Below are 21183 nucleotides of genomic sequence, written 5' to 3' on the forward strand. Positions count from 1 at the left end.
GCCCCCGTAAAACTACGGAAAATCATCTTTTTGTATTATTTTTGTAGTTATGGATTACCCGAGTAAAGTTTTGGCAAAAGCAGTGGATGAGATCTCTGGATTACCCGGGATTGGCAGGAAAACAGCTTTACGTTTAGCATTACATTTATTGAAACAACCTAATTCCAGAGCGGTAACTTTAGGAAATTCTCTCATTAATCTCGTTAACGAAATAAAATACTGCAAAGAATGCCATAATTTTTCTGATTTTGAGATTTGTGAAATCTGCAGCAATAATAAACGAAATGATGAAGTTATTTGTATCGTAGAAGACGTTCGTGACGTTATTGCCATTGAAAATACAGGAAAATATACAGGAAAGTATCTGATCTTGGGCGGGAAAATTTCCCCGATGGAAGGAGTAGGACCCAATCAGCTAAATATTCCGAGTATTGAAAAGAAGCTTAATGCAGGGCAGGTAAAAGAATTTATTTTTGCATTAAGCGCTACGATGGAAGGAGATACGACGGCTTATTATATTTACAAGAAATTCAAAGGTTTTAATGTAAATTTTTCAAGCATTGCAAGAGGAATTTCCGTTGGGGACGAGTTGGAATATGCCGATGAAATTTCTTTGGGAAGATCGATTATTAATAGGTTGCCTTATAATGAAGCAAGCTAAAAATTATTACTAAATTAAATTTAAATGATCTCGGTAATAATCCCAATGTACAATGCAGAAAAAACAGTTATTAAAGCTTTAGATTCTGTTAAATTCCAGACATATGATTTGGGAGAATTTGAGATTGTTGTAATTAATGATGGCTCAACTGACCAGAGTAAAGTTTTAGTTGAAAATTATATAAAGGTTAATCCTGAAATTAATATTCAATTGATTAATCAGGCTAATAGTGGAGTTTCAAAAGCAAGAAATGCGGGTTTGAAATTGGCGAAAGGAGATTATATTGCCCTATTAGATTCTGATGATGAATGGCTGCCGAAAAAAACGGAAAAACAAATGTTTTTTCTGAAAAATAAAGAAGTGGATTTTATCACAGCTTTAAGAAACGGTGAAAAAATTTGGTTTCCTTATAAAACAGGAGAGAATAATTTAGCTAAAATGAGTTTGAGAAAACTACTTTTAAGAGTGGATGGACAAACTTCTACCGCAATATTTAAAAGAAAAGTATTAGAAAATACAGGATTTTTTGATGAAGATCAAAGATATTCGGAAGATGCTAATTATTGGATGAAGATTTCTGAAAATAATGAAATGTACATCTTAGCTGAAGAATTGGTTTTTACAGGTGGCGGGAAAAAATCATTTGGAGTTTCCGGTTTATCTGCCAATCTTCCTGAAATGGAAAAAGGAATACAGAAAAATTTAAATGAAATGTATGAGAATAAGCGAATAAGCTATTTTGAATATATTTTGTTCTTTCTGTTTTCAAAAATTAAATTCTTTGTTAGAGTTTTAAAAACAAAAATATGATCTATAAAATTTTTTGGGCATTAAGAGCTGTGGTGTATGCTCCATTTTTCGGGAAATTTGGTTTTCCTGGATACTTGGGCAAACCATTGTTTTTAATGGGAATCAAAAAAGTTTTTATAGGTAAAAAAGTACGGATATTCCCTCATTTGAGGCTTGAAGTTCATCGTTCTGGAACAATTCATATTAAGGATGATGTGGTGATTTCGCAGAACGTGCATATTACTTCTGCCGGAAATTTGATGATCGGCAAAAGTTCATTAATATTAGCCAATGTGTTTATTACCAATATCGATCATGATTATGAAGAAATCGGTAAGCATGTGGTAAAACAGGAATATCTTGTGAAAGATACCATAATAGGAGAGAATTGTTATATCGGGATGGGTTCTGCAATTATGGCGGGAACTATTTTAGGAAAGCAATGTGTTGTGGGAGCAAACTCAGTAGTGAGGGGCGAGTTTCCTGATTATTGTGTCATCGTTGGGGCTCCGGCTCGAATTGTGAAAAAATTTAATCCCGAAACTCAAAAATGGGAAAAAGTCAATTAATCATATGATGAAGATTTTAGTCACCGGTGGAGCTGGTTTTATAGGAAGTAAGTTATCATTAGAGCTTACGAAAAAGGGGCATGAGGTAACGGTGTTGGATAATCTTTCGTCACAGATCCATGGAGAAAATCCATCGGAAGACTCGCCTTTGTATAGGAGTATTTTAAATAAAATCAACTTTATTAAAGGTGATGTTACCAATCGTGAAGATTGGGAAAATGCCATTGAAGGTCAGGATATAATTGTTCATTTGGCGGCTGAAACAGGTACCGGACAGTCAATGTATCAGATCGAAAAATATACTGAAGTAAATGTTTCGGGAACAGCAAAAATGCTGGATATTTTGGTTAATAAAACCCATCATGTTAAAAAAGTGATTATCGCATCTTCCAGAGCTATTTATGGCGAAGGAAAATATCTTCATCCTAAGCTGGGGTTGGTTTATCCAAAGCCAAGAAAAGTTGAAGAAATGAAGAACGGTGACTTTGAAGTGAAATACTCTGACGGACAAGTTCTTGAAGCTCTTCCAACCGATGAAGAATCAAAAATTCATCCGACATCCATTTACGGAATTACTAAGCATAATCAGGAGCAAATGGTGATGACAACCTGCGCTGCTATTGGGATTGAACCTGTTTCATTAAGATTTCAAAACGTTTATGGAGAAGGTCAATCCTTATTGAATCCTTATACCGGAATTTTATCCATCTTTTCATCACAAATCCTTAATGGAAATAATATTAATGTCTTCGAAGACGGTAAAGAATCAAGAGATTTTGTGCATGTAGATGATACAGTGGAAGCAACGATAAAATGTATCGAAAGTGACGAGGCTAATGGAGAGATTTTTAATGTAGGAACAGGAGTTTCTAAGGCCGTAACTGCAGTTGCAGAAAATTTAAGAAAATTCTATAATAAAGATTTTGATATCAATGTTTCCGGACAGTTTCGTTTGGGAGATATTAGGCATAACTTTGCGGATATCAGTAAAATCAAATCAAAGCTAAATTTCCAACCGAAAATTTCTTTTGAAGAAGGAATGTCGAGGTTTACAACTTGGGTGTTACAACAGAATATTCAGGATATAAAATTCAAAGAATCGTTGGAAGAAATGAAAGTTAAAGGGCTTTTAAAATGATCAGTTTAAAGGATAAAAAAATACTTTTCTTATCGGTTAGCTTTTTTAAATATGAAAGAGCTATTGCGAAAAGACTGACTGAGCTAGGTGCTGAGGTTGATTTTTATGACGAAAGACCTTCCAATTCCAATTTTTCTAAAGGAATTATCCGTTTAAATAAAAGATTGTATCAATCTCAGATTACAAAGTATTACAATACAATTTTAAATGAGATCAAAAACAAAAAATACGATTATTTCCTATTAATAAAAGGGGAAGCAATTCCTGTTTTTTTTCTTGAAAAAATCCGGGAATTGAGTCCTGAAATGGAAATGATCTATTACAATTTCGATCCATTGAAGGAGTATCCAAACCTTATCTCAAATCTCAAATATTTCGACAGGAAAATTACATTTGAATATGATGATTCGGTTACCTATGGATTAAATTTCAGACCGCTTTTTTATTTGGATGAATATAAAAATTTAAATCAAAATTCTAAGGCTGTTGAATATGATATTGTATTTATCGGAAGCGCGCACACAGATCGTTACATCGTAGGAGAAGAAGTAAAAGCTAAAGCTGATGCTCTTAATTTAAAGACTTTTTTCTACTATTACGCAATGGGAAAAATCGCTTTCAGAATTAAAAAGCTGATTGATAAAAATCTTAAAAAGTTTGATAATAATAAATTAAGCTTCGATAAACTCAATCACCAGCAAATCATTGATTATTATCAGAAATCAAGGTCTGTGTTGGATATTAATAAACCTTTTCAATATGGTTTAACGATCAGAACATTTGAGGTTTTGGCTTCAGGAAGAAAGTTGATAACGGCGAACACAGATATTAAAAACTATCCTTTTTATAATCCTAAGAATATTTTAGTTCTTGATCGTGAAAATATTCAGTTAGATGCCCAATTCTTTAAAACAGAGTTTGAACCACTAGATAAAGAAACACTGCACATGATGTCTTTGGATTCTTTTATAGAATGCTTATTTTTCACTAATCAAGATGATTACTGGAATCAATACAGATAGTCATAACGAATATAAGTCAAAAAAATAGCTCTCATCACTGAGAGCTATTTCTATATGTAAAAAATTATTTGCTTATTTAGCCGGTGTCGCAGGAGTGTTAGCCGGAGTAGCTGTTTTAGAAGCCGGAGCAGATTGCGCAGGAGCTTCTTTCTTAATTGACTGTTGAGCAGGAGCCGTTTGTGTTGGTTTCCCTGTAATTACAACGCTGATAAGGATAAGAACGATAATGATTGCTCCTAAACTCCAAGTTGCTTTTTCCATGAAGTCATTGGTTCTTTGTACTCCGAACTGTGCAGAAGATGCACCTCCGAACGTACTTGAAAGACCTCCACCTTTTGGGTTCTGAGCCATAACAACGATTACTAATAAAACACTAGCAATCATAATAAGAACCATCAATAATATAAATATAGTATCCATTAATTCGATATCTTTTTGAATGGGCAAATTTAATCTTTTTTTACCGAATGACAAAAAAAGATGTTGGCAAATGTTAATAAAAATAAAAACGACAACAATTGTTGCCGTTTTTTATATGAAATTGGTTGTTCTTATTTGAAATCAGAATCTTTAGCCTGATTGATTTGATAAGATTGAACCGTTAAATTAATATCCATTCCACCCATGTTCTGAGTGATCGTGAAAGGTAATTTAACCCCTGAAACATCCTTGTAATCTGCATAGCTTGTTGGGATAGAACCTCCTTCTCCAGCTTTTACTTCTCCAGTTTTCAAACCAGTTTTTACGCTGTAGTAATAAGTCTCTTTTGCTCCTTTTACTACGTAAGAATCTTCGTTGTTGTATTTTTCTATACCTGCAAGTTTGTACTCAGCAGATTTTGCAAAAGCAAGTTCTGGGAAAAGCTCAACGTCTTTCGACATATCGGCTTTTTGCTTATCGTTAAGAGGTACTTTCTTTCCTTGAGCTTCCATGTAGCCATCTTTACCGTCGAATACAATTTTTTGAACAGTATTTCCCATCATGCTAACATTCATAGCCATTTTTCCGTTCTTTCCCTGGATCATTTTCATGCTCATATCCATTCCCTGAACTTTAGTTGTAGCATCAGAAGAGATTGAAGTGATCTTTTGAACAGCAGCTGCACCTCCGATAGCATTAATGTATTTATCAGCAACAGATCCGATCGTTACACTTGCGTCAACTTTCTGAGCAGCCGGTTTTGCAACAGGATTTGCATCTTTATCGAAATATTTTACAGGGTAACCTAATTTTTCCAATCCTTCAGAAATATCAGAAGCTTTACCGGCGATGAAAATTCTGCTTTGGTTTGGTAAAATAGTAGCTTTTACAGCATTGGTAATGTCTGCAGCGGTTACTTTATCAATTGATTTTAAATAATTAGTATAAAAATCAGAAGGAAGATCCTGAACTTTTTGGTTTAAAGCAAATCTTGCGATCGTTTCAGGCTTCTCTAAAGACAAGATGAAAGATCCTTTCAATTTAGCTTTAGCATTTTCTAATTCTTCTGGTTTTACGGTAGAAATAGCGTTAAGTTCATTCATAAATTCCTTAACAGCTTTATCCGTAACCTCATTTCTCACACTTGCTTCGGCAGAGAATTCCGGAGAAAACTTGCTTGCTGTCATGCTAGAATAAGCTCCGTATGTAAAACCGTTTTTCTCACGAAGGTTCATGAAAAGTCTGGCTTCACCACCACCACCTAAAATATAGTTGGCCATAGTAGAAGGGAAGTAGTTAGGATCTCTCATTTTCAACGTGTTAAGGTTGTTTAAAGAAACTACAGACTGCACTGCAGAAGGAACATCTACAACATTGACCTCCGTTTTAGCTACATTAGAAGCCGGTTCTAAAGTTCCGATTGGTGTATTGGCTTTTTTCCATCCTCCGAAAGCTTTTTCGATCAAAGGTTTTACCTGATCAAACTTTACATCTCCAACAATTACTAAATAAGCGTTGTCCGGAGCGTAATATTTTTTATAGACATTCTGAACGTCAGCTAATTGAATTTTATTGATGGATTCAACGGTTTCAAATTCACCTCTTGATGTATTTTTTCCATACATCAAAGCTCTTGAAACTCTTTCAGCAATAGAAGAAGCGTTCTTTTCGTCAGATTTTAATCCTTCAATAGCTCTTTCTTTAGAGTTTTGAATTTCCTCTGCAGAGAATTTTGGGTTAACGATCGCATCTGCCATTAAACCTACTACTTCAGGGAAATATTTTGAAAGTGTATTGGCAAAAGCACCTCCGGAAGAGAAGCTTAAGTTGGCTCCTAAGAAATCAACTTTTTTGTTGAATTCGTCTTTGCTTAAATTTGTTGTTCCGTTTTCCAGCTGTTCTGCCATAATTTGGCTTACCCCTGTAACGTTTCCTTCGTAATATGGAGGTCTGTCCATAGAAAGGTTTACGTTGACTCTTGGTAATTTGTTGTTTTCAACGACCATTACGGTAAGTCCGTTGCTTAACTGGAAAGTTTTTGGCTTAGCAATGTTGATCGCAGGAGTTGGTCCCGGTTTCGGCATTGCATTAATGTCTATTTTTTGTGCAGAAAGCATTCCTGTGAATAAAAATGCTACCGCTATATATGTTAATTGCTTTTTCATTTGTAAAAATTTAATTTTTAATAATTATTTTTTAAACATTGATGATATTTATTAGTTCTAAAGACTGATTGGTAGTCTAAAATTTAATATCCCGTGTCTATTTAAAAATTATTTTTTTTCAGGAACGTAATTAATAACGACTCTTTGGTTAGGATTAAGATACTTTTTAGCCGCATTCTGCAGATCTTCTCTTGTGATACCTCTGTAGATGTCTATTTCTTTGTTGATTAAGTTGGTATCTCCCATCAAAACGTGGTTTGTTGCCAATGAAGCAGCAATTCCCTGAATGCTCGAATTTTGATTTACAAACTGGTTCTCAAATTGATTTTGAAGTTTCTGATAATCTTCCTGAGAAATTAAAGTCGTTTGAAGTTTTTTGATCTCAGCATCGATGTCTGTCTGTAATGTCTGCTTAGTCGTTTGCCCCATTGGGATCGCGAAAAATGCAAAAATTCCATAATCTTCAAGACCTTGGTTAAAAGCCTGTACCTGAAGTGCTTTTTTCTCCTGATCTACTAATTTTTTGTATAAAACTGAAGATTTCCCACTGCTTAAATAAGAAGAAAGCATATCTAAAATATAAGCGTCTTTTTCTTTGTTAGCAGGTGTTCTGTAAGCGAAAACATACGCAGGAAGCTGGATGTTAGGGTCTGTAGCCGTAACTTCTTTTTCCTGAGTGATAGGCGCGTCTTTCGGATAATCTTTTGGATACACAGTTCCTTTAGGAATTGCTCCGTAATATTCCTGAATCCATTTTTTAGTCTGCTCAGGTTTAATATCTCCCGCAACTACCAAAGTAGCGTTATTTGGAACATAATATTTTTTATAAAAAGCCTGGAATTCTTCTAATTTAGCTGAATTCAAATCTTCCATAGAACCGATTGTTGGCCAGTTGTATGGGTGATTGGTGAATAGATTTTTCTGTACTGTTGTGAATAGATTTCCATAAGGCTGGTTATCCATTCTCAATCTTTTTTCTTCTTTTACAACCTCTCTCTGAGTATCTACCCCAACTTGGTTAATAACAGCATGACGCAATCTTTCAGACTCCATCCAAAGACCTAATTGCTCGTTGTTTGAAGGGAAAGTTTCGTAGTAATATGTTCTGTCGTTGGTTGTATTGGCGTTGTTTTGTCCTCCGTTTGAAGAAACTATTTTGAACCAGTCACCTCTTTTGATGTTTGGCGTTCCTTCAAATAAAAGATGCTCGAAAAAGTGAGCAAAACCCGTTCTTCCTTTTACTTCATCCTTTGCACCTACGTGGTACATTACACCTGTTGTAACTACTGGCGCCGAATTATCCTGATGAAGGATTACGTGAAGTCCGTTTGGTAGGTCATACTCTTCGAATTTAATTTGTTGTGCATTCAAAGCCATTCCGAAGAAAGCCACTGCAGCAACAGAAAGAAGTCGTTTTTTCATAAAATAGAAATTGTTTTGTTAATTAGTAGCTAAGCAAATCAATTTGTTACAGTATTAGATCTAAAAGTTAAAACATAAAAAGCGCTTAGAAATCTCTTAGCGCTTTATAGGTTTTTAAAGACAACTAATATTGACTTTAAAATTTGTATGTTGTAATCTAAGCCTCAGATTTATAGGGGCTGTGCAGGAGAAGTTAAAATTGTAACACTTACATTATTTATTGATTTTGCTATTCCTGTTTCTCCTTTTACCTTTGATATGAAATCAGGATATGAGGAAATTGGTGTAGACCAAAAATAATGTCCATTAACTTTTTGAGGGTAATTAGTACGAACTGTTCCTCCTACAGTAATGGGAACAAAGTAATTAACAGAAGATTCCTTTGTTTTTGATAAAATGGTAACCATTTTTTTAGATTTTGCAGGTACGGGCACAATTGCAATACTCGTTAATGTTGTTTCGGTAGATGTTTCTGTACCATCCTCTGTCTGACCTCCTACTGTAACTTCTGTGCTAACCTCTGTCTCGCCTATGACTGGAATTTGAAATTTTGCTTTTGCCCCAATCTTTAAGGATCCGGAAACTACTCTTTTCCATGTTGTTTTATATCCTGTTTTGTATGAGTAGCTTACACGAATGTTCATCGGTTCGTCAGAATCATTTATGGCTTCTGTTGTGAATGATTCATCAGGTAAATTGAAATTTTTGTGATTTATTTGTACCACAGGAATTCCCATAATGGCATGTGTATTTGGGACACCCCCCGCATTATTACTTGAATGACCATCTACTGAAAGATCAGGATTAAAACTAATTCCATCAGGAGTAATTCCGTTTATAGAAAAAATACTCTTCAAAGAATTTCTTGCATTAGATTGAGTTATATCATAGCCTAAATCTTTTAAATGTCCTTGCTTTAAAGGGATGTTTTGTGGTTGAGAGGTTGTTTTTAATGCATTTGTTTTAGGAACAGTAAATTGTTTATTTCCTTCCAAAAGATCAATTTTTTCAAGAACTACCCATCCATTCTTTAACATTTCCGATTCACTTAATTGTTTTGCACTTACTTTAGAATTGTTTTTGGGCGCATTTTCAACATCATGATTAATATCATTGGAACATGAAATTGACATTAATAAAAAAGGTGCAAAAATAATGATTGATTTTTTCATTTTAAATTATTTTTAATGAGTTATACATTTGTTTAAACTATTTCATTATTAAATAGCATTAATTATCAGGATTAATTAGGTGGAAGTGGAGGAGGTTTTTAGATTGAATTATATGTATTATTAGTTATTTGATTTTCAGATGTTTTTTTATTGTTTGTAGTACTTATTATAGTAAAAAATGAACTGGAATAATTTTATAATATTGTTGTATTTAGGGGTTTGTTAAAAATTTCTATAAACTAATTATGAATATTAAATATTAGTTAAATATCGATTATGTGTATGTTTATTGTAAATAGGTGAAGTGTGATATTTTTTTTATTTAAATTTTGGTTTTTAATTATTATTTTTATTTAAAATTTAAGTTAAAGTTGTTATTTTATTTATTTAGCGGGTGTGTACTCATTTTTATTGAAAAAAATATATCAAACAAAATCATATATTTGGTTGAAATTTGAAAGGGAATATTATCTATTTTGTGCTAAAAATTACTGATGTAAATGTAGGAATGAAATTAAAAAGAACTACTTCTACAAAAACACTACAGTTTTTAAGGTTCTGTAAATTAGATAGTTAATATTTTATGTAGTTGAATTGTAGTATTTTTTTATAAAAAGCTACAGATATGTAATATTTTAACTTACGCATAATGATAAATCTATATGTATGAATTTGTTTTTCTCATCCAATAAGTTTTTTCTTTTTTTGTTTTATAGCCCTTTAAAGATTGGATTTCTGTTTTTTGTGATTTTTGCACTTCATTATAAAAGCCAGAGCTATACTGTTTTTGAATTAGATAGTATTACAAAAAATTATAAATATAATGGTCAGTATGAGGATGCTATTGACTTCAATATGGATGTTTTAAAACGATATAAAAAAAATAAGGATTATAGAGGTATTGCTGCTGCAAACATTAATATAGGTAATTTACTTGCATCTATTAATGAGTATAGTCGAAGTTTGGATCATCTAAATATTGCAAAAAAAGAGTTGACAAAAATTAATGATCCAATATTATATTCTAAATTGTATAATGAGTATGGTAGAGATTATTTTTTATTGAGACTTTTTAAACAAAGCAATGAAAAGCTGAATGAATCTATTAAATATTCATTAAATGTAACAGATAGAAAGTTGAGGATGCATCTTTTATACCATAATTACCTTTGGAAATGGTCTAATTTTGATGAATTGAATGAAATAGATTCTTTATATAAAATACAAAGTAGCCTTTTAAAACTCAATCCAGAGCCTTTAGCATATATAAAAATTGCAAAAAGATTTATGCGACAGCAAAAAGAATTAGATTCTGCGGAATATTATCTAAAAAAATCCAATAAAATATTAACGTTAATCAACAGATTTCCTTTACATCACAAAGCGCAGGCTTTGATGAGTTTTGGTCAATTATATTATATAAAAAAGGACTATGAAAGCGCTTTGAACTATTACCTTAGTTCTCTTACTATTTCAAGAAAAATTAAACGTCAAGAATATATAATGCATATCTATAAGGAAATGTCAAAAATTTATGAGGTTCTTGATGATAAGCAAAATTCACATGATTATTATGAAAAATATTCATTCTTAAATGACAGCATTAATGATAAAGAAAAGGTGGCATTATACTCTATTGTTGATGAACTGGGAGATAAAAAAGAAGAGAATAAATTATATTTTTTTATTGTAGTCTTAGTAATAATAGTCATTCTCTATATAGGATATAAAATACGAGAGAATAAAAAAAACAAAAATACTTTGTTGCCAAATACATCTTTTGAGAATATAGAATTGAAAAGAATTCACGAGTATAGATCTTATAGCGAGATTATAAAAATGGCAGAAGATGGAAGTCCTTTTTTTCTTAGTAGTTTTAAAAAATTATATCCTGATTTCCATGAAAAATTAAAGTTTTATTGTTCTGATCTTACAGAACATGATATCAAATTTTGTACTTATCTCAGACTCAATTTAGACAGTAAACAAATTCTTCAGTATGAAAATATAACGTTACGAGCTATTGAAACAAAAAAATACAGACTGAAAAAGAAATTAGGACTTTCCTCTGATGTAAAGCTTTCAACTTGGATATTAGAACTTTAATATATGAATTTGGTTATTTTTAAATAAAAGAGAATGGTTTCATTTAAAAAGTAGGACTACAAATCTTATAGTATGGTAATGAAATCATATAAAATATAGAATTTGAATTCTCCATATAATACACTAATTTTGTGTTCCCAAAATTTTTTGCTGTATGGATTATCTGAAAGGACTCAATGAACCACAATATGAAGCCGTTACCACACTACAGGGACCTCTGATGGTGCTTGCAGGAGCCGGTTCCGGAAAAACGCGTGTACTCACGATGCGTATCGCTCATTTGATCACCAATGGGATAGACCCTTTCAATATCCTGGCGCTTACCTTTACCAACAAGGCGGCAAAAGAAATGAAAGAACGTATCGCTAAACTTGTCGGACAAAGCAATGCTAGAAGCCTTTGGATGGGAACTTTCCACTCTGTTTTTGCGAGAATTTTGAGAAGTGAAGGCCATTATTTAGGTTATCCCTCCAATTTTACGATCTATGATCAGCAGGATGCTTTGAATGTCATCAGAAAAGTGCTGAAAGACATGAATGTAGATGCAGATCTATATAAACCTAAAAAAGTTCAGTCAAGAATTTCTACCTATAAAAATAATCTGATCACGGTAAAAGCGTATTTCAATAATCCGGAATTAATTGAAGCTGATGAAAAAGCCAACATGAAATTCATCGGACAGATTTACCAGAAATATGTTGAGCAGTGTTTCAAAAACGGAGCAATGGATTTTGACGATCTATTGTTGAAAACCAACGAATTGTTGACTCGTTTTCCGGAAGTTTTAGCAAAATATCAGGACAGATTCAGATATATTTTGGTAGATGAGTACCAGGATACCAACCACTCGCAGTATCTTATTGTGAAAGCCTTGGCTTCAAAATTTGAAAATATCTGTGTGGTAGGAGATGATGCACAGTCTATTTACTCTTTCCGTGGCGCGAATATTTATAATATTTTAAACTTTAAAAAAGATTATCCTGACGCAGTAACGGTTTCTTTGGAGCAAAACTACCGTTCGACACAGAATATTGTGAATGCTGCTAATGTTGTTATTGCTAAAAACTTACAGCAATTTAAGAAAAACGTATTCAGTGAAAATGAAGAGGGAGATAAGATCAAAGTTTACCGCTCACTTTCAGATGCTGATGAAGCGAATTTCGTTGCCGGAAATATCTGGGAACTTCGTAACAGAGATCAGAGAAAATACAGTGATTTCTCAATTTTATACAGAACAAACTCTCAAACGCGTGCTTTTGAAGATGCCTTGAGACGTAAAAATATTCCATATAAAGTGTATGGAGGTCTGTCTTTCTACCAAAGAAAGGAGGTTAAAGATTTAATTGGATACCTTCGATTGTTAGTCAATGAAAATGACTCAGAAGCTTTGATGAGAATCATCAATTATCCAACAAGAGGAATCGGAGAAACAACTCAGAATAAATTAATCGTTTTTGCTGATGCACGTAATCTGCCTGTTTCTAATGTTTTGGATAATCTTCCGATGTATGCGCCGCAATTAGGCTTTAATAATGGAGTTTTAACAAAATTGAGTGACTTCTGGTCGATGATCAAGGCGTTTCAGGTATTATTAAAAACTGAAACAGCCTACAATGTTGCGATGGAAGTTGCGAAACGAAGCGGTTTAATTAAATTTTTAAAAGACGATCAGACTCCGGAAGGAATTTCCCGCGTAGAGAACGTTCAGGAATTAATGAACTCCATGCAGGGGTTCATCGAAGAACAAATGCAGGTGGAAGATGGAGATCCGAGCCTACCGAATTTCCTTGAAAATATTGCTCTTTCTGCTGATACACAGAAAAAAGATGATGAGGATGATATGGTTTCTTTAATGACCATTCACCTTTCAAAAGGACTGGAATTTCCTGTGGTTCACTTGGTTGGATTAGAAGAAAATCTTTTCCCAAGTTTTATGAGTTCTACAACCAGAGAAGACCTGGAAGAAGAAAGACGTTTATTCTATGTTGCTTTAACTAGAGCTGAAAAGCAGGTGTTTTTCTCGTATGCAGTTTCACGTTTTCAGTGGGGAAAAATTACCGATGCTGAACCTTCAAGATTCTTAAGCGAGATTGATGAAGAGTTTATAGAATTCGTGAATCCTGTTATGGAAAAACGTTTCATTAATAATGCGGGAGTAAAATCAAATATTTTTGACGAGCATCCTTCTGAAATGAAGGGTTTCAAAAGAGTTGAAAAGAAATCTATCGAAAGAGCAGACGGTTCAAAACCAATTGCTGAACCTAGAAAATTAAAACCTGTAAGCACCGCTAAAATCATCAATCCAAGCGGAGCTTCTTCTCAGGATATCGTAGTAGGAGACAGCGTGAGACACGACCGTTTTGGAATCGGACAAGTAACTTTCCTAGATGGAACAGATCCTCAGAATATCAAAGCAAAAGTAGTTTTCATGCATGAAGGCGAGAAAAACCTGATCTTAAAATATGCTAAGCTGACGAAAATTTAAGTCATTGCGAGGAGCGAAGCAAGCCTGTGCTGAGCCTGTCGAAGTAAAGCAATCTCAAAAAGTTAAACCTGTTTTCATGATTTGAAAATAGGTTTTATTTTTATCACAAGGTTAGACAAAGATATTTTTAATACTAAAATGCTAATTTAAGATAAACAAAGGCATTTCATTTATTTTTGAAAGACAAAGTTTGTATTACTTTGATAAGTTTACGCCCTTGTTTATCTTAAAAAAATTAATATTCAAAAAATATCTTTGTCTAACCTTGTGATGAAAAATACAAAAGGTGAAGACAAAATCAGTCCTCAAACTTCCATCTCACAAAAGCTTCCATGGCTTCATATTCTGCCAATCCTAATTCATCATAAGCCTTTGCTGTTTCACGATTACGGTCTTCCGCACGTTGCCAGAATTCCCTTGCGTCATCTCCCGGAAAAACAGCTCTGTCTTTCTGACTTTGATGTTTAAAAATAGCGTGTTTTTTTCTTTCCAATTCTTTTGGGCTGATCGGTACAGCCATTTCAATTTCGTGGGTTTCAAATTCATGCCAGGCTCCGCGATACATCCATAACCAGCAGTCTTTTGCCCAAGTTTCAGTTTTTCGCAGTCGTTTTAATGCTTCTAGAATAATATTAAAACAAATGATATGGGTTCCATGAGGATCTTCAAAATCTCCCGCTGCAAAAACCTGATGAGGTTGTACTTTTTGAAGCAACTTCATTGTCAGTTCAATATCAACATCGGTAACAGGATTTTTTTTATTTTTTCCACTTTCGTAAAAAGGAAGTGACTGAAAATGAATATGATCATCCTCCAAACCACAATAACGTGCGGCAGCAATAGCTTCACCTTTTCGGATCAATCCTTTAATTGTTTGAATTTCAGGAGTATCAACCTGATTAGGTTTTTTCTGATCAATAAATGAACGCATATTTTGGTACAGTTCTTTAAGTTTTGCGTTATCCATTCCCATTCTTTCGGTAAAATCTACGTTAAACTCAATGAAACGAAGAGCATCATCATCCCAAACCGCTGTATTTCCTGAAGTTTGATATGCAACGTGTACATCGTGTTTTTGATCGACTAACCGGATAAATGTTCCGCCCATCGAAATGACATCATCATCGGGATGTGGAGAAAAAATGATCACGCGCTTTTGAGAAGGTTCGGCTCTTTCGGGACGTTGAGAATCGTCGGCATTTGGTTTTCCGCCGGGCCAGCCTGTGATCGTATGTTGTAATTTGTTGAATATGTGAATATTGATATTGTAAACAGGACCGCGTTCAGTGGCCAGTTGAGCCATTCCATTATTGTTGTAATCGTCTTCTGTGAGTTTTAATACGGGTTTTTGAAGGTGGTTTGCGAGCCAGATAACTGCTTTATGAATCAATTTATCTGTCCAGATACAATCTTTTACGAGCCATGGAGTATCAAAACGGGTAAGTTCTGAAGCCGCAGGTTGATCCAGAATAAATTCTACATTATTTGAGAGTTGAAGATAAGTTGCCGGAACTTTTCCTGAAATTTTTCCTTCTATAGCTTTTTTAATGATGGAAGCTTTTTTACGGCTCCATGCCATCAGAATGATCTCTTTAGCTTTAAAAATGGTACCGATTCCCATCGTGATTGCTTTTGTGGGAACAAAACTTTTTCCTCCAAAATCTTTTGCAGCGTCTCGTCGGGTAAGATCGTCAAGCGTAACCAAACGTGTTCCTGAATTTGGAGCGGAACCTGGTTCATTAAAACCAATGTGCCCTGTACGTCCGATTCCCAGGATTTGAATGTCTAATCCACCAAGTTCTGCAATTTTCTTTTCATATTGTAAACAGAAATCAGGGATGTCTTCTAAAGCCAACGTTCCATCCGGAATATGAATATTCTTTTTTTCTATATCGATATGATCGAAAAGGTTTTCGTTCATAAAAGTAACATAGCTTTGAGAAGCGTTGGGGAGCATTGGATAATATTCGTCAAGATTAAAAGTGATTACATTTTTAAAGCTTAAACCTTCTTCTTTATGTAATCTTACCAGCTCGTTATAAACAGCAATTGGTGTCACTCCGGTTGCCAATCCGAGTACGGCGAAAGTATTTTCTGCCTGTTTTTTTCTGATGATATCGGCGATACGATGAGCAACATTAATAGAAGCGGATCTCGGATCTTCAAAAACATTCACGGGCAATTTTTCAAAACGAGTTTCTTCGAGTAAATTTAATTTTATCATATTATGTGTGATTTAAGAGTAAATATAATAAGTTATTATTGATTATTAATCAGTGTGTTGGCATTTTTACATCATGTTTAAATGAAATGATTAATTGCAATAAGATAGGCTGGTGACATACTATTTTACCCTTTAAAAATTAAATTGAAGTTGATTTTTAGATGGAAAATTTATTTTCTGAATTTAAGTAAGAGATATTTTCCTAAATTAAAAGTCTATTAATTTTGTAGACTAATAAATATGCTTTACATTTGCTCCTCAAAAAAACATAAATCATTAATTATTTTTTACAAAGTCTATGAAAAATAAAACGACAATTTTTTCAGCTTCAGTTCTTTTTTTCTTGGGAACTTATACATATGCGCAACAAAAAGATACTTTAAAGACGGGAGATGTAGAGGAAGTGGTAATTCTGGGATCAAGAAGTGGGGCAAGGTCTAAGGTAGACAGCCCTGTTCCTGTGGATGTATTTAATGTAAAAGAATCTTCAGTTATTCTTCCGCAAACCAATATTTCGCAGATCTTAAATGCAGTGGCGCCATCTTTTACTTCAACGATTCAGACTAATGCAGATGGAACGGATCATTTGGATCCTGCACAGTTAAGAGGTCTTGGTCCGGATCAGGTGTTGGTTTTGGTGAACGGAAAAAGGAGACATACTTCAGCCTTGGTGAATGTTAACGGATCGCCCGGTAGAGGAAGTGTGGGAACGGATTTAAACTCAATTCCGTCGTTTGCTTTAACAAGAATTGAGGTTTTACGTGATGGAGCATCAGCTCAATATGGCTCAGATGCAATTGCGGGAGTTATCAATTTAGAATTAAAAAGAGATACCGGAAAATTAACCGGACAAGTAAGTTATGGAGGAAATCTAACGCCAACTGCTAATGATCATACCGGAGATTTTGACGGACAGAATATTCAGGTAGATCTTAATTACGGGAATAAAATTGGTAAGAAAGGTGGTTTTTATAACATAACATGGACTTCACAATTCAGAAATCCAACTTACAGAGCAGGAACAGAAAGCGGGACAATTTATAATGCTTACAATGCGATTGAGCAACGCGCTTTGAATAATGGAGTGAATCTTTCTTCCCTTTTTACAAACATTGGAAGTACGCCCAATTCTCAGCAAATTGTTAATTCTATTCATCAATATGCTCAAGGGGTAAATTATTTTTCAGCTGATTTTCAAAATCAGATACAATCGGCTACTACCATCACTGCTTTACAGGGACTTTTGAATACCAATGTTACGGATCAGGAATTAGCGTACAGAGGGCAGGATAGAAAGGATTTCAACATGCAGGTAGGGCAGTCTAAACTGAGTAATCAACAGCTTTTTGCCAATATCGAAATTCCTATCAATGACAACTGGAAAGTCTATACTTTTGGAGGATACAGCTTCAGACATGGTACTTCCGGAGGTTTTTACAGAAAGCCAAACCAAAGCCGAACTTTTACAGGATTATATCCTAATGGTTATTTACCACAAATCGGCACCAATATTCAGGATCTTTCGCTATCTGCAGGAATTAAAGGAAACTGGGAAGGCTGGAATATAGATTTTAGCAATACTTTCGGGCAAAACTCGTTTGATTATACAATTCAGAATACAGGAAATACATCTCTGAGATTTGCTTCACCAAGCGAATTTAGCGCAGGTGGGTTAAGGTTTTCTCAGAATACCATCAATTTAGATTTTTCAAAAAAATATAATGTCTGGAGCGGAATAAATATTGCTTTTGGAGCAGAACACCGCTATGAAAACTTTAAAATCACAGCAGGTGAAGAAGCTTCCTACGCAACCTATGATGTGAATGGAAATGTTTGGAATAATACCACTCAGAGACCAACTGACTTTTTTGGAAATGTTTTAGCAGGAGGTTCTCAGGTTTTTGGAGGTTTCAGACCTGAAAATGCAGTAGATAAAAACCGTCAGTCAGTTGCCGGATACGCAGATTTTGAATTTAACTTTACAGATTGGTTATTGGTAGATGCTGCTGCGAGATATGAAAATTATTCTGATTTTGGTTCTACTTTTAATTATAAACTGGCCTCAAGAATTAAATTAGATAAAAATTTAAATGTCAGATTTGCCGGATCTACAGGCTTTAGAGCTCCATCAATTCATCAGATTTATTATAATGTAACGTCTACTTTATTTACTGATGGTGTTTTAAAAGAGGTTGGAACTTTTAGTAATGATTCAAAAGTTGCCAATTTATTGGGTATTCCAAGTTTAAAACAGGAGACCTCAAAGTCTGCAAGTGTTGGATTTACGTATAAAATTCCGGCTGCTAATTTAACATTTACAGCGGATGGATATTTTACAAGAATTGATAATCGAATTATTCTTACAGGACAGTTTGCAAGAGCTGCGGTTTCTGCAGCAGCGCAGGAAGCCTTTGATGTAGCCGGAGTAAATGCCGTTCAGTTATTTGCCAATGCAATTGATACAGAAACGAAAGGATTGGATGTTGTTATCAGCCATAATCTGAGATTTTCGGGAGCCAAATTAGATAACAATTTTGCGATCAATCTTAATCAGACCAAAAAAGTGGGAAATATACATTCCTCGGGTTCTTTACAGGAAACAAATTTAGAAAATGTTTATTTTTCTGAAGCTTCAAGAATCTATCTTGAAGAAGCCGTACCAAGAGTAAAAGCGAGTTTTTCAAATCAACTTTCTTGGGGGAAAACCATATTTTATTTGAGAAACACCTATTTTGGAAAGGTAACAAGTCCTGACATTATTGATGCCAACGGAAATGGAATTGTTGAGCCTAATGAACATCAGCAGATCACACCGAAAATTATCACAGATCTTTCCGTAGCTTATCAGCTTACAAAAAATATAGGTCTTACATTGGGAGTGAATAATCTATTTGATATTTATCCAACAAAAAATTTGACTGCATCTACCAATAACGATCAGTTTATCTACTCGCGTTCTACATCGCAGTTTGGACAGAACGGTAGGTATCTGTTTTCACGACTTAATTTCAATTTTTAAATGTTTTTTTAGCTTTCTATTATTATTTATTAGGAACGGATTCTTTATGGGAATCCGTTTTTTTTGGATTATAGAAAAGATTTAATTTTAAAGGGCTAAAATATTGAAAGTTGAACTATTTTTGCTGTCCGATAAAAACAACAAACAAATAATGAAAAACCGCAATTTTTACTAATAATGGGAACTTTTTATAATAATGCAGTGTGCGATATTTACATGGGAAAAGGTGCCGGTGTAAAACTTATGCAGGATATCAGAAATGCGAAGAAAAATGTGAAAATTGTATCTCCCTATCTTTCTCCGTTTTTAATTAAAGAACTTATTTTTCTTCATTCCAGAGGGATCAATATTAAACTTATTACAAGCGATGAAATAGAAGATTTTTATGGATATGAGAAAAATATTCATAAGCTGATTACTCAAAACAAACACGTTGATGAAGAGGCAAAACAAACAAGAGATAATCTGGTTAGTCTGTCGGGGACATTACTTTTTGCAATGATCGGGCTGGCTGTCGTTCTGTTTCCGTTAATGTATCTTTTGAAGGATTTTAGGTTTGCGTATGGATTTATTGTTGTAGCTATTATGTTTTTTGCAAGAGATCTTGTCGTTAAAAAAATTAAGAAGACTAAAGTGTATCACTATACTTACAAACAGCTATTTCCTTTCAAGGTTTTTGTTTCGCCTAATAGTGGAAATTCTTTCAATAAAACCTTTATTCATAGCAAAATTTACGTTATTGATGATGAAATTGCTTATTTAGGTTCTCTTAATTTTACAGGAAGCGGTGTAAAGGAAAATCATGAAACAAGAATCAGGACAACAGATGTTAATGCTGTTAAAAAAATTATTGAAGAAATGAAAGATCTTTTTTTTAATTCAAATCTGGCGGAAAGAGACATTCAATTTTGGGGAAGTCAATTGTATGATGAACCTGAAAATTAATTAATTCTTCTTTTGTGAAACAATAAAATTTACCATTTCATCATCGATTTGATTAAGATAGGTTTTGTCGGTTGTTCCAAAACCGTGCATTCCATCCTTTACAATGATCAAAGAATTTTGAACATTGGCTTTTTTAAGCTTTCTGCTGAGTTTTTTAGATTGCTGTAACGGAACCACCTTATCCTTGTCTCCCTGTACAATTAAAGTAGGAACGGCGGTATCTGCATAAGTTATCGGAGATACGGTTTTAAAATATTTTACAACCTTTCTTTTATCTTTTTTAATATCATATCCGGAAATTCCATCGACAAGATTTTCTCTCAAAGTCACAATTTTGTTTGAAAATATTAATCCTACGAAAAAAACAGGAACTTTTCCGATGCGTGTATGAAGAAGTGTATTAAGATCTGCCGGGCCAAAATTATCAACAACGTAATTTACTTTTGCAGAATATGAGGCTAATTCCGGACTTCCAACGAATTCGTTATCTTGAGTGTAGGCAGCTAGCATAGAAAGATGAGCGCCCGACGAAGCTCCGAATAATCCGATATTATTGGTGTCAAAATTATATTTTTCAGCATTTTTTCTCACCCATCTTATCGCGTCTTTAGTATCCTGAAGCGGTAACGGAAAATGAATTTTTTCACTTAATAAGGTGTAGTTTATTGCAATTACAGCATATTTTTTTTCAACCAATTTTAGAAACATATCTTCAATATAAGTCTCTGACCGTATGGTTTTATCACCTTTTACCCATCCTCCTCCGTAGACATAAATTACAACAGGAAGTTTCTCTGATGAGGTATCTTTTGGCGTGTAGATATCCAAAGCCATTTGATCACCATTTTGATTGGTTTTGTAGATAATATTTTCAGAAACGTTTGCCTTTTCCGGTAACAGCGTACTTTTCCCGGTTTTGGGTTCAAATGGAAGCTGAGAAAAACTTAAAGTAAATAAATTTAAAAATAAAACAAAAAACAGGTTTCTTGAAAACCTGTAGATTGATATGCTGTTCGATAATGATTTCATATGATATTTTTTGAAAG

Annotated in this window: 15 protein-coding genes; 9 read left to right on the top strand and 6 right to left on the bottom strand. The window is 33.9% G+C overall.

Annotated features, from left to right (window positions below; all coding sequences use genetic code 11):
- Positions 1 to 49 precede the first annotated feature (49 nt).
- From recR to EG348_RS11465, 5 genes are read left to right on the top strand one after another with little or no spacing between them, the layout of a single operon-like run.
- Positions 50 to 661, top strand: a complete 612-nt coding sequence (recR, locus tag EG348_RS11445) for a recombination mediator RecR (RefSeq protein WP_123983243.1) — start codon at positions 50 to 52, stop codon at positions 659 to 661.
- Positions 662 to 685: 24 nt separating this feature from the next.
- A complete protein-coding gene (locus EG348_RS11450; RefSeq protein WP_123983244.1) occupies positions 686 to 1471 on the top strand; it encodes a glycosyltransferase family 2 protein in 786 nt (261 codons plus the stop codon).
- Positions 1468 to 2019: an acyltransferase gene (locus EG348_RS11455; RefSeq protein ID WP_123983245.1), complete on the top strand. Its 552-nt coding sequence runs from the start codon at positions 1468 to 1470 to the stop codon at positions 2017 to 2019. The genes EG348_RS11450 and EG348_RS11455 overlap by 4 nt, the downstream gene beginning before the upstream one ends.
- A 4-nt stretch (positions 2020 to 2023) precedes the next feature.
- Positions 2024 to 3157, top strand: coding sequence for an NAD-dependent epimerase/dehydratase family protein (locus EG348_RS11460; RefSeq protein ID WP_123983246.1), 1134 nt, complete (start codon positions 2024 to 2026; stop codon positions 3155 to 3157).
- Positions 3154 to 4179, top strand: a complete 1026-nt coding sequence (locus tag EG348_RS11465) for a lipopolysaccharide biosynthesis protein (RefSeq protein ID WP_123983247.1) — start codon at positions 3154 to 3156, stop codon at positions 4177 to 4179. The genes EG348_RS11460 and EG348_RS11465 overlap by 4 nt, the downstream gene beginning before the upstream one ends.
- A 72-nt stretch (positions 4180 to 4251) precedes the next feature.
- Here the strand turns inward: EG348_RS11465 and secG are convergent, their stop codons facing one another.
- The 4 genes from secG to EG348_RS11485 all read right to left on the bottom strand — a co-directional run bounded on the left by secG (position 4252) and on the right by EG348_RS11485 (position 9358).
- Positions 4252 to 4599, bottom strand: coding sequence for a preprotein translocase subunit SecG (gene secG, locus EG348_RS11470; RefSeq protein WP_123983248.1), 348 nt, complete (start codon positions 4597 to 4599; stop codon positions 4252 to 4254).
- Positions 4600 to 4730: 131 nt separating this feature from the next.
- Positions 4731 to 6764, bottom strand: coding sequence for a M16 family metallopeptidase (locus tag EG348_RS11475; protein ID WP_123983249.1), 2034 nt, complete (start codon positions 6762 to 6764; stop codon positions 4731 to 4733).
- 108 nt (positions 6765 to 6872) lie between these two features.
- Entirely contained in the window at positions 6873 to 8186 is a 1314-nt protein-coding gene (locus EG348_RS11480; protein WP_123983250.1) for a M16 family metallopeptidase, read from the bottom strand.
- A gap of 170 nt (positions 8187 to 8356) precedes the next feature.
- Entirely contained in the window at positions 8357 to 9358 is a 1002-nt protein-coding gene (locus EG348_RS11485) for an aerolysin family beta-barrel pore-forming toxin (RefSeq protein WP_123983251.1), read from the bottom strand.
- A 666-nt stretch (positions 9359 to 10024) separates the two neighbouring features.
- On the opposite strand from EG348_RS11485, the gene EG348_RS11490 reads away from it, so the two are divergent.
- Positions 10025 to 11464, top strand: coding sequence for a tetratricopeptide repeat protein (locus EG348_RS11490; RefSeq protein ID WP_123983252.1), 1440 nt, complete (start codon positions 10025 to 10027; stop codon positions 11462 to 11464).
- A gap of 154 nt (positions 11465 to 11618) precedes the next feature.
- Positions 11619 to 13949 carry an ATP-dependent helicase gene (locus EG348_RS11495; RefSeq protein ID WP_123983253.1) on the top strand — a complete coding sequence of 777 codons (2331 nt, stop codon included), beginning with the start codon at positions 11619 to 11621 and terminating at the stop codon, positions 13947 to 13949.
- Between the two features lie 298 nt (positions 13950 to 14247).
- Here the strand turns inward: EG348_RS11495 and nagB are convergent, their stop codons facing one another.
- Complete coding sequence (gene nagB / locus EG348_RS11500; protein WP_123983254.1) at positions 14248 to 16173, bottom strand: glucosamine-6-phosphate deaminase; 1926 nt, start codon at positions 16171 to 16173, stop codon at positions 14248 to 14250.
- A gap of 298 nt (positions 16174 to 16471) precedes the next feature.
- On the opposite strand from nagB, the gene EG348_RS11505 reads away from it, so the two are divergent.
- Entirely contained in the window at positions 16472 to 19192 is a 2721-nt protein-coding gene (locus EG348_RS11505) for a TonB-dependent receptor plug domain-containing protein (RefSeq protein WP_123983255.1), read from the top strand.
- Positions 19193 to 19369: 177 nt separating this feature from the next.
- On the top strand, positions 19370 to 20137 hold the full coding sequence (locus EG348_RS11510) for a phospholipase D-like domain-containing protein (RefSeq protein ID WP_123983256.1): 768 nt from the start codon (positions 19370 to 19372) through the stop codon (positions 20135 to 20137).
- Here the strand turns inward: EG348_RS11510 and EG348_RS11515 are convergent, their stop codons facing one another.
- Positions 20138 to 21166 (bottom strand): alpha/beta hydrolase, encoded by a 1029-nt coding sequence (locus tag EG348_RS11515; protein WP_123983257.1) that lies wholly within the window; start codon positions 21164 to 21166, stop codon positions 20138 to 20140.
- Positions 21167 to 21183: the final 17 nt, after the last annotated feature.

Origin of the sequence: Chryseobacterium sp. G0201 (assembly GCF_003815655.1) — a bacterium.
Lineage (GTDB): Bacteria > Bacteroidota > Bacteroidia > Flavobacteriales > Weeksellaceae > Chryseobacterium.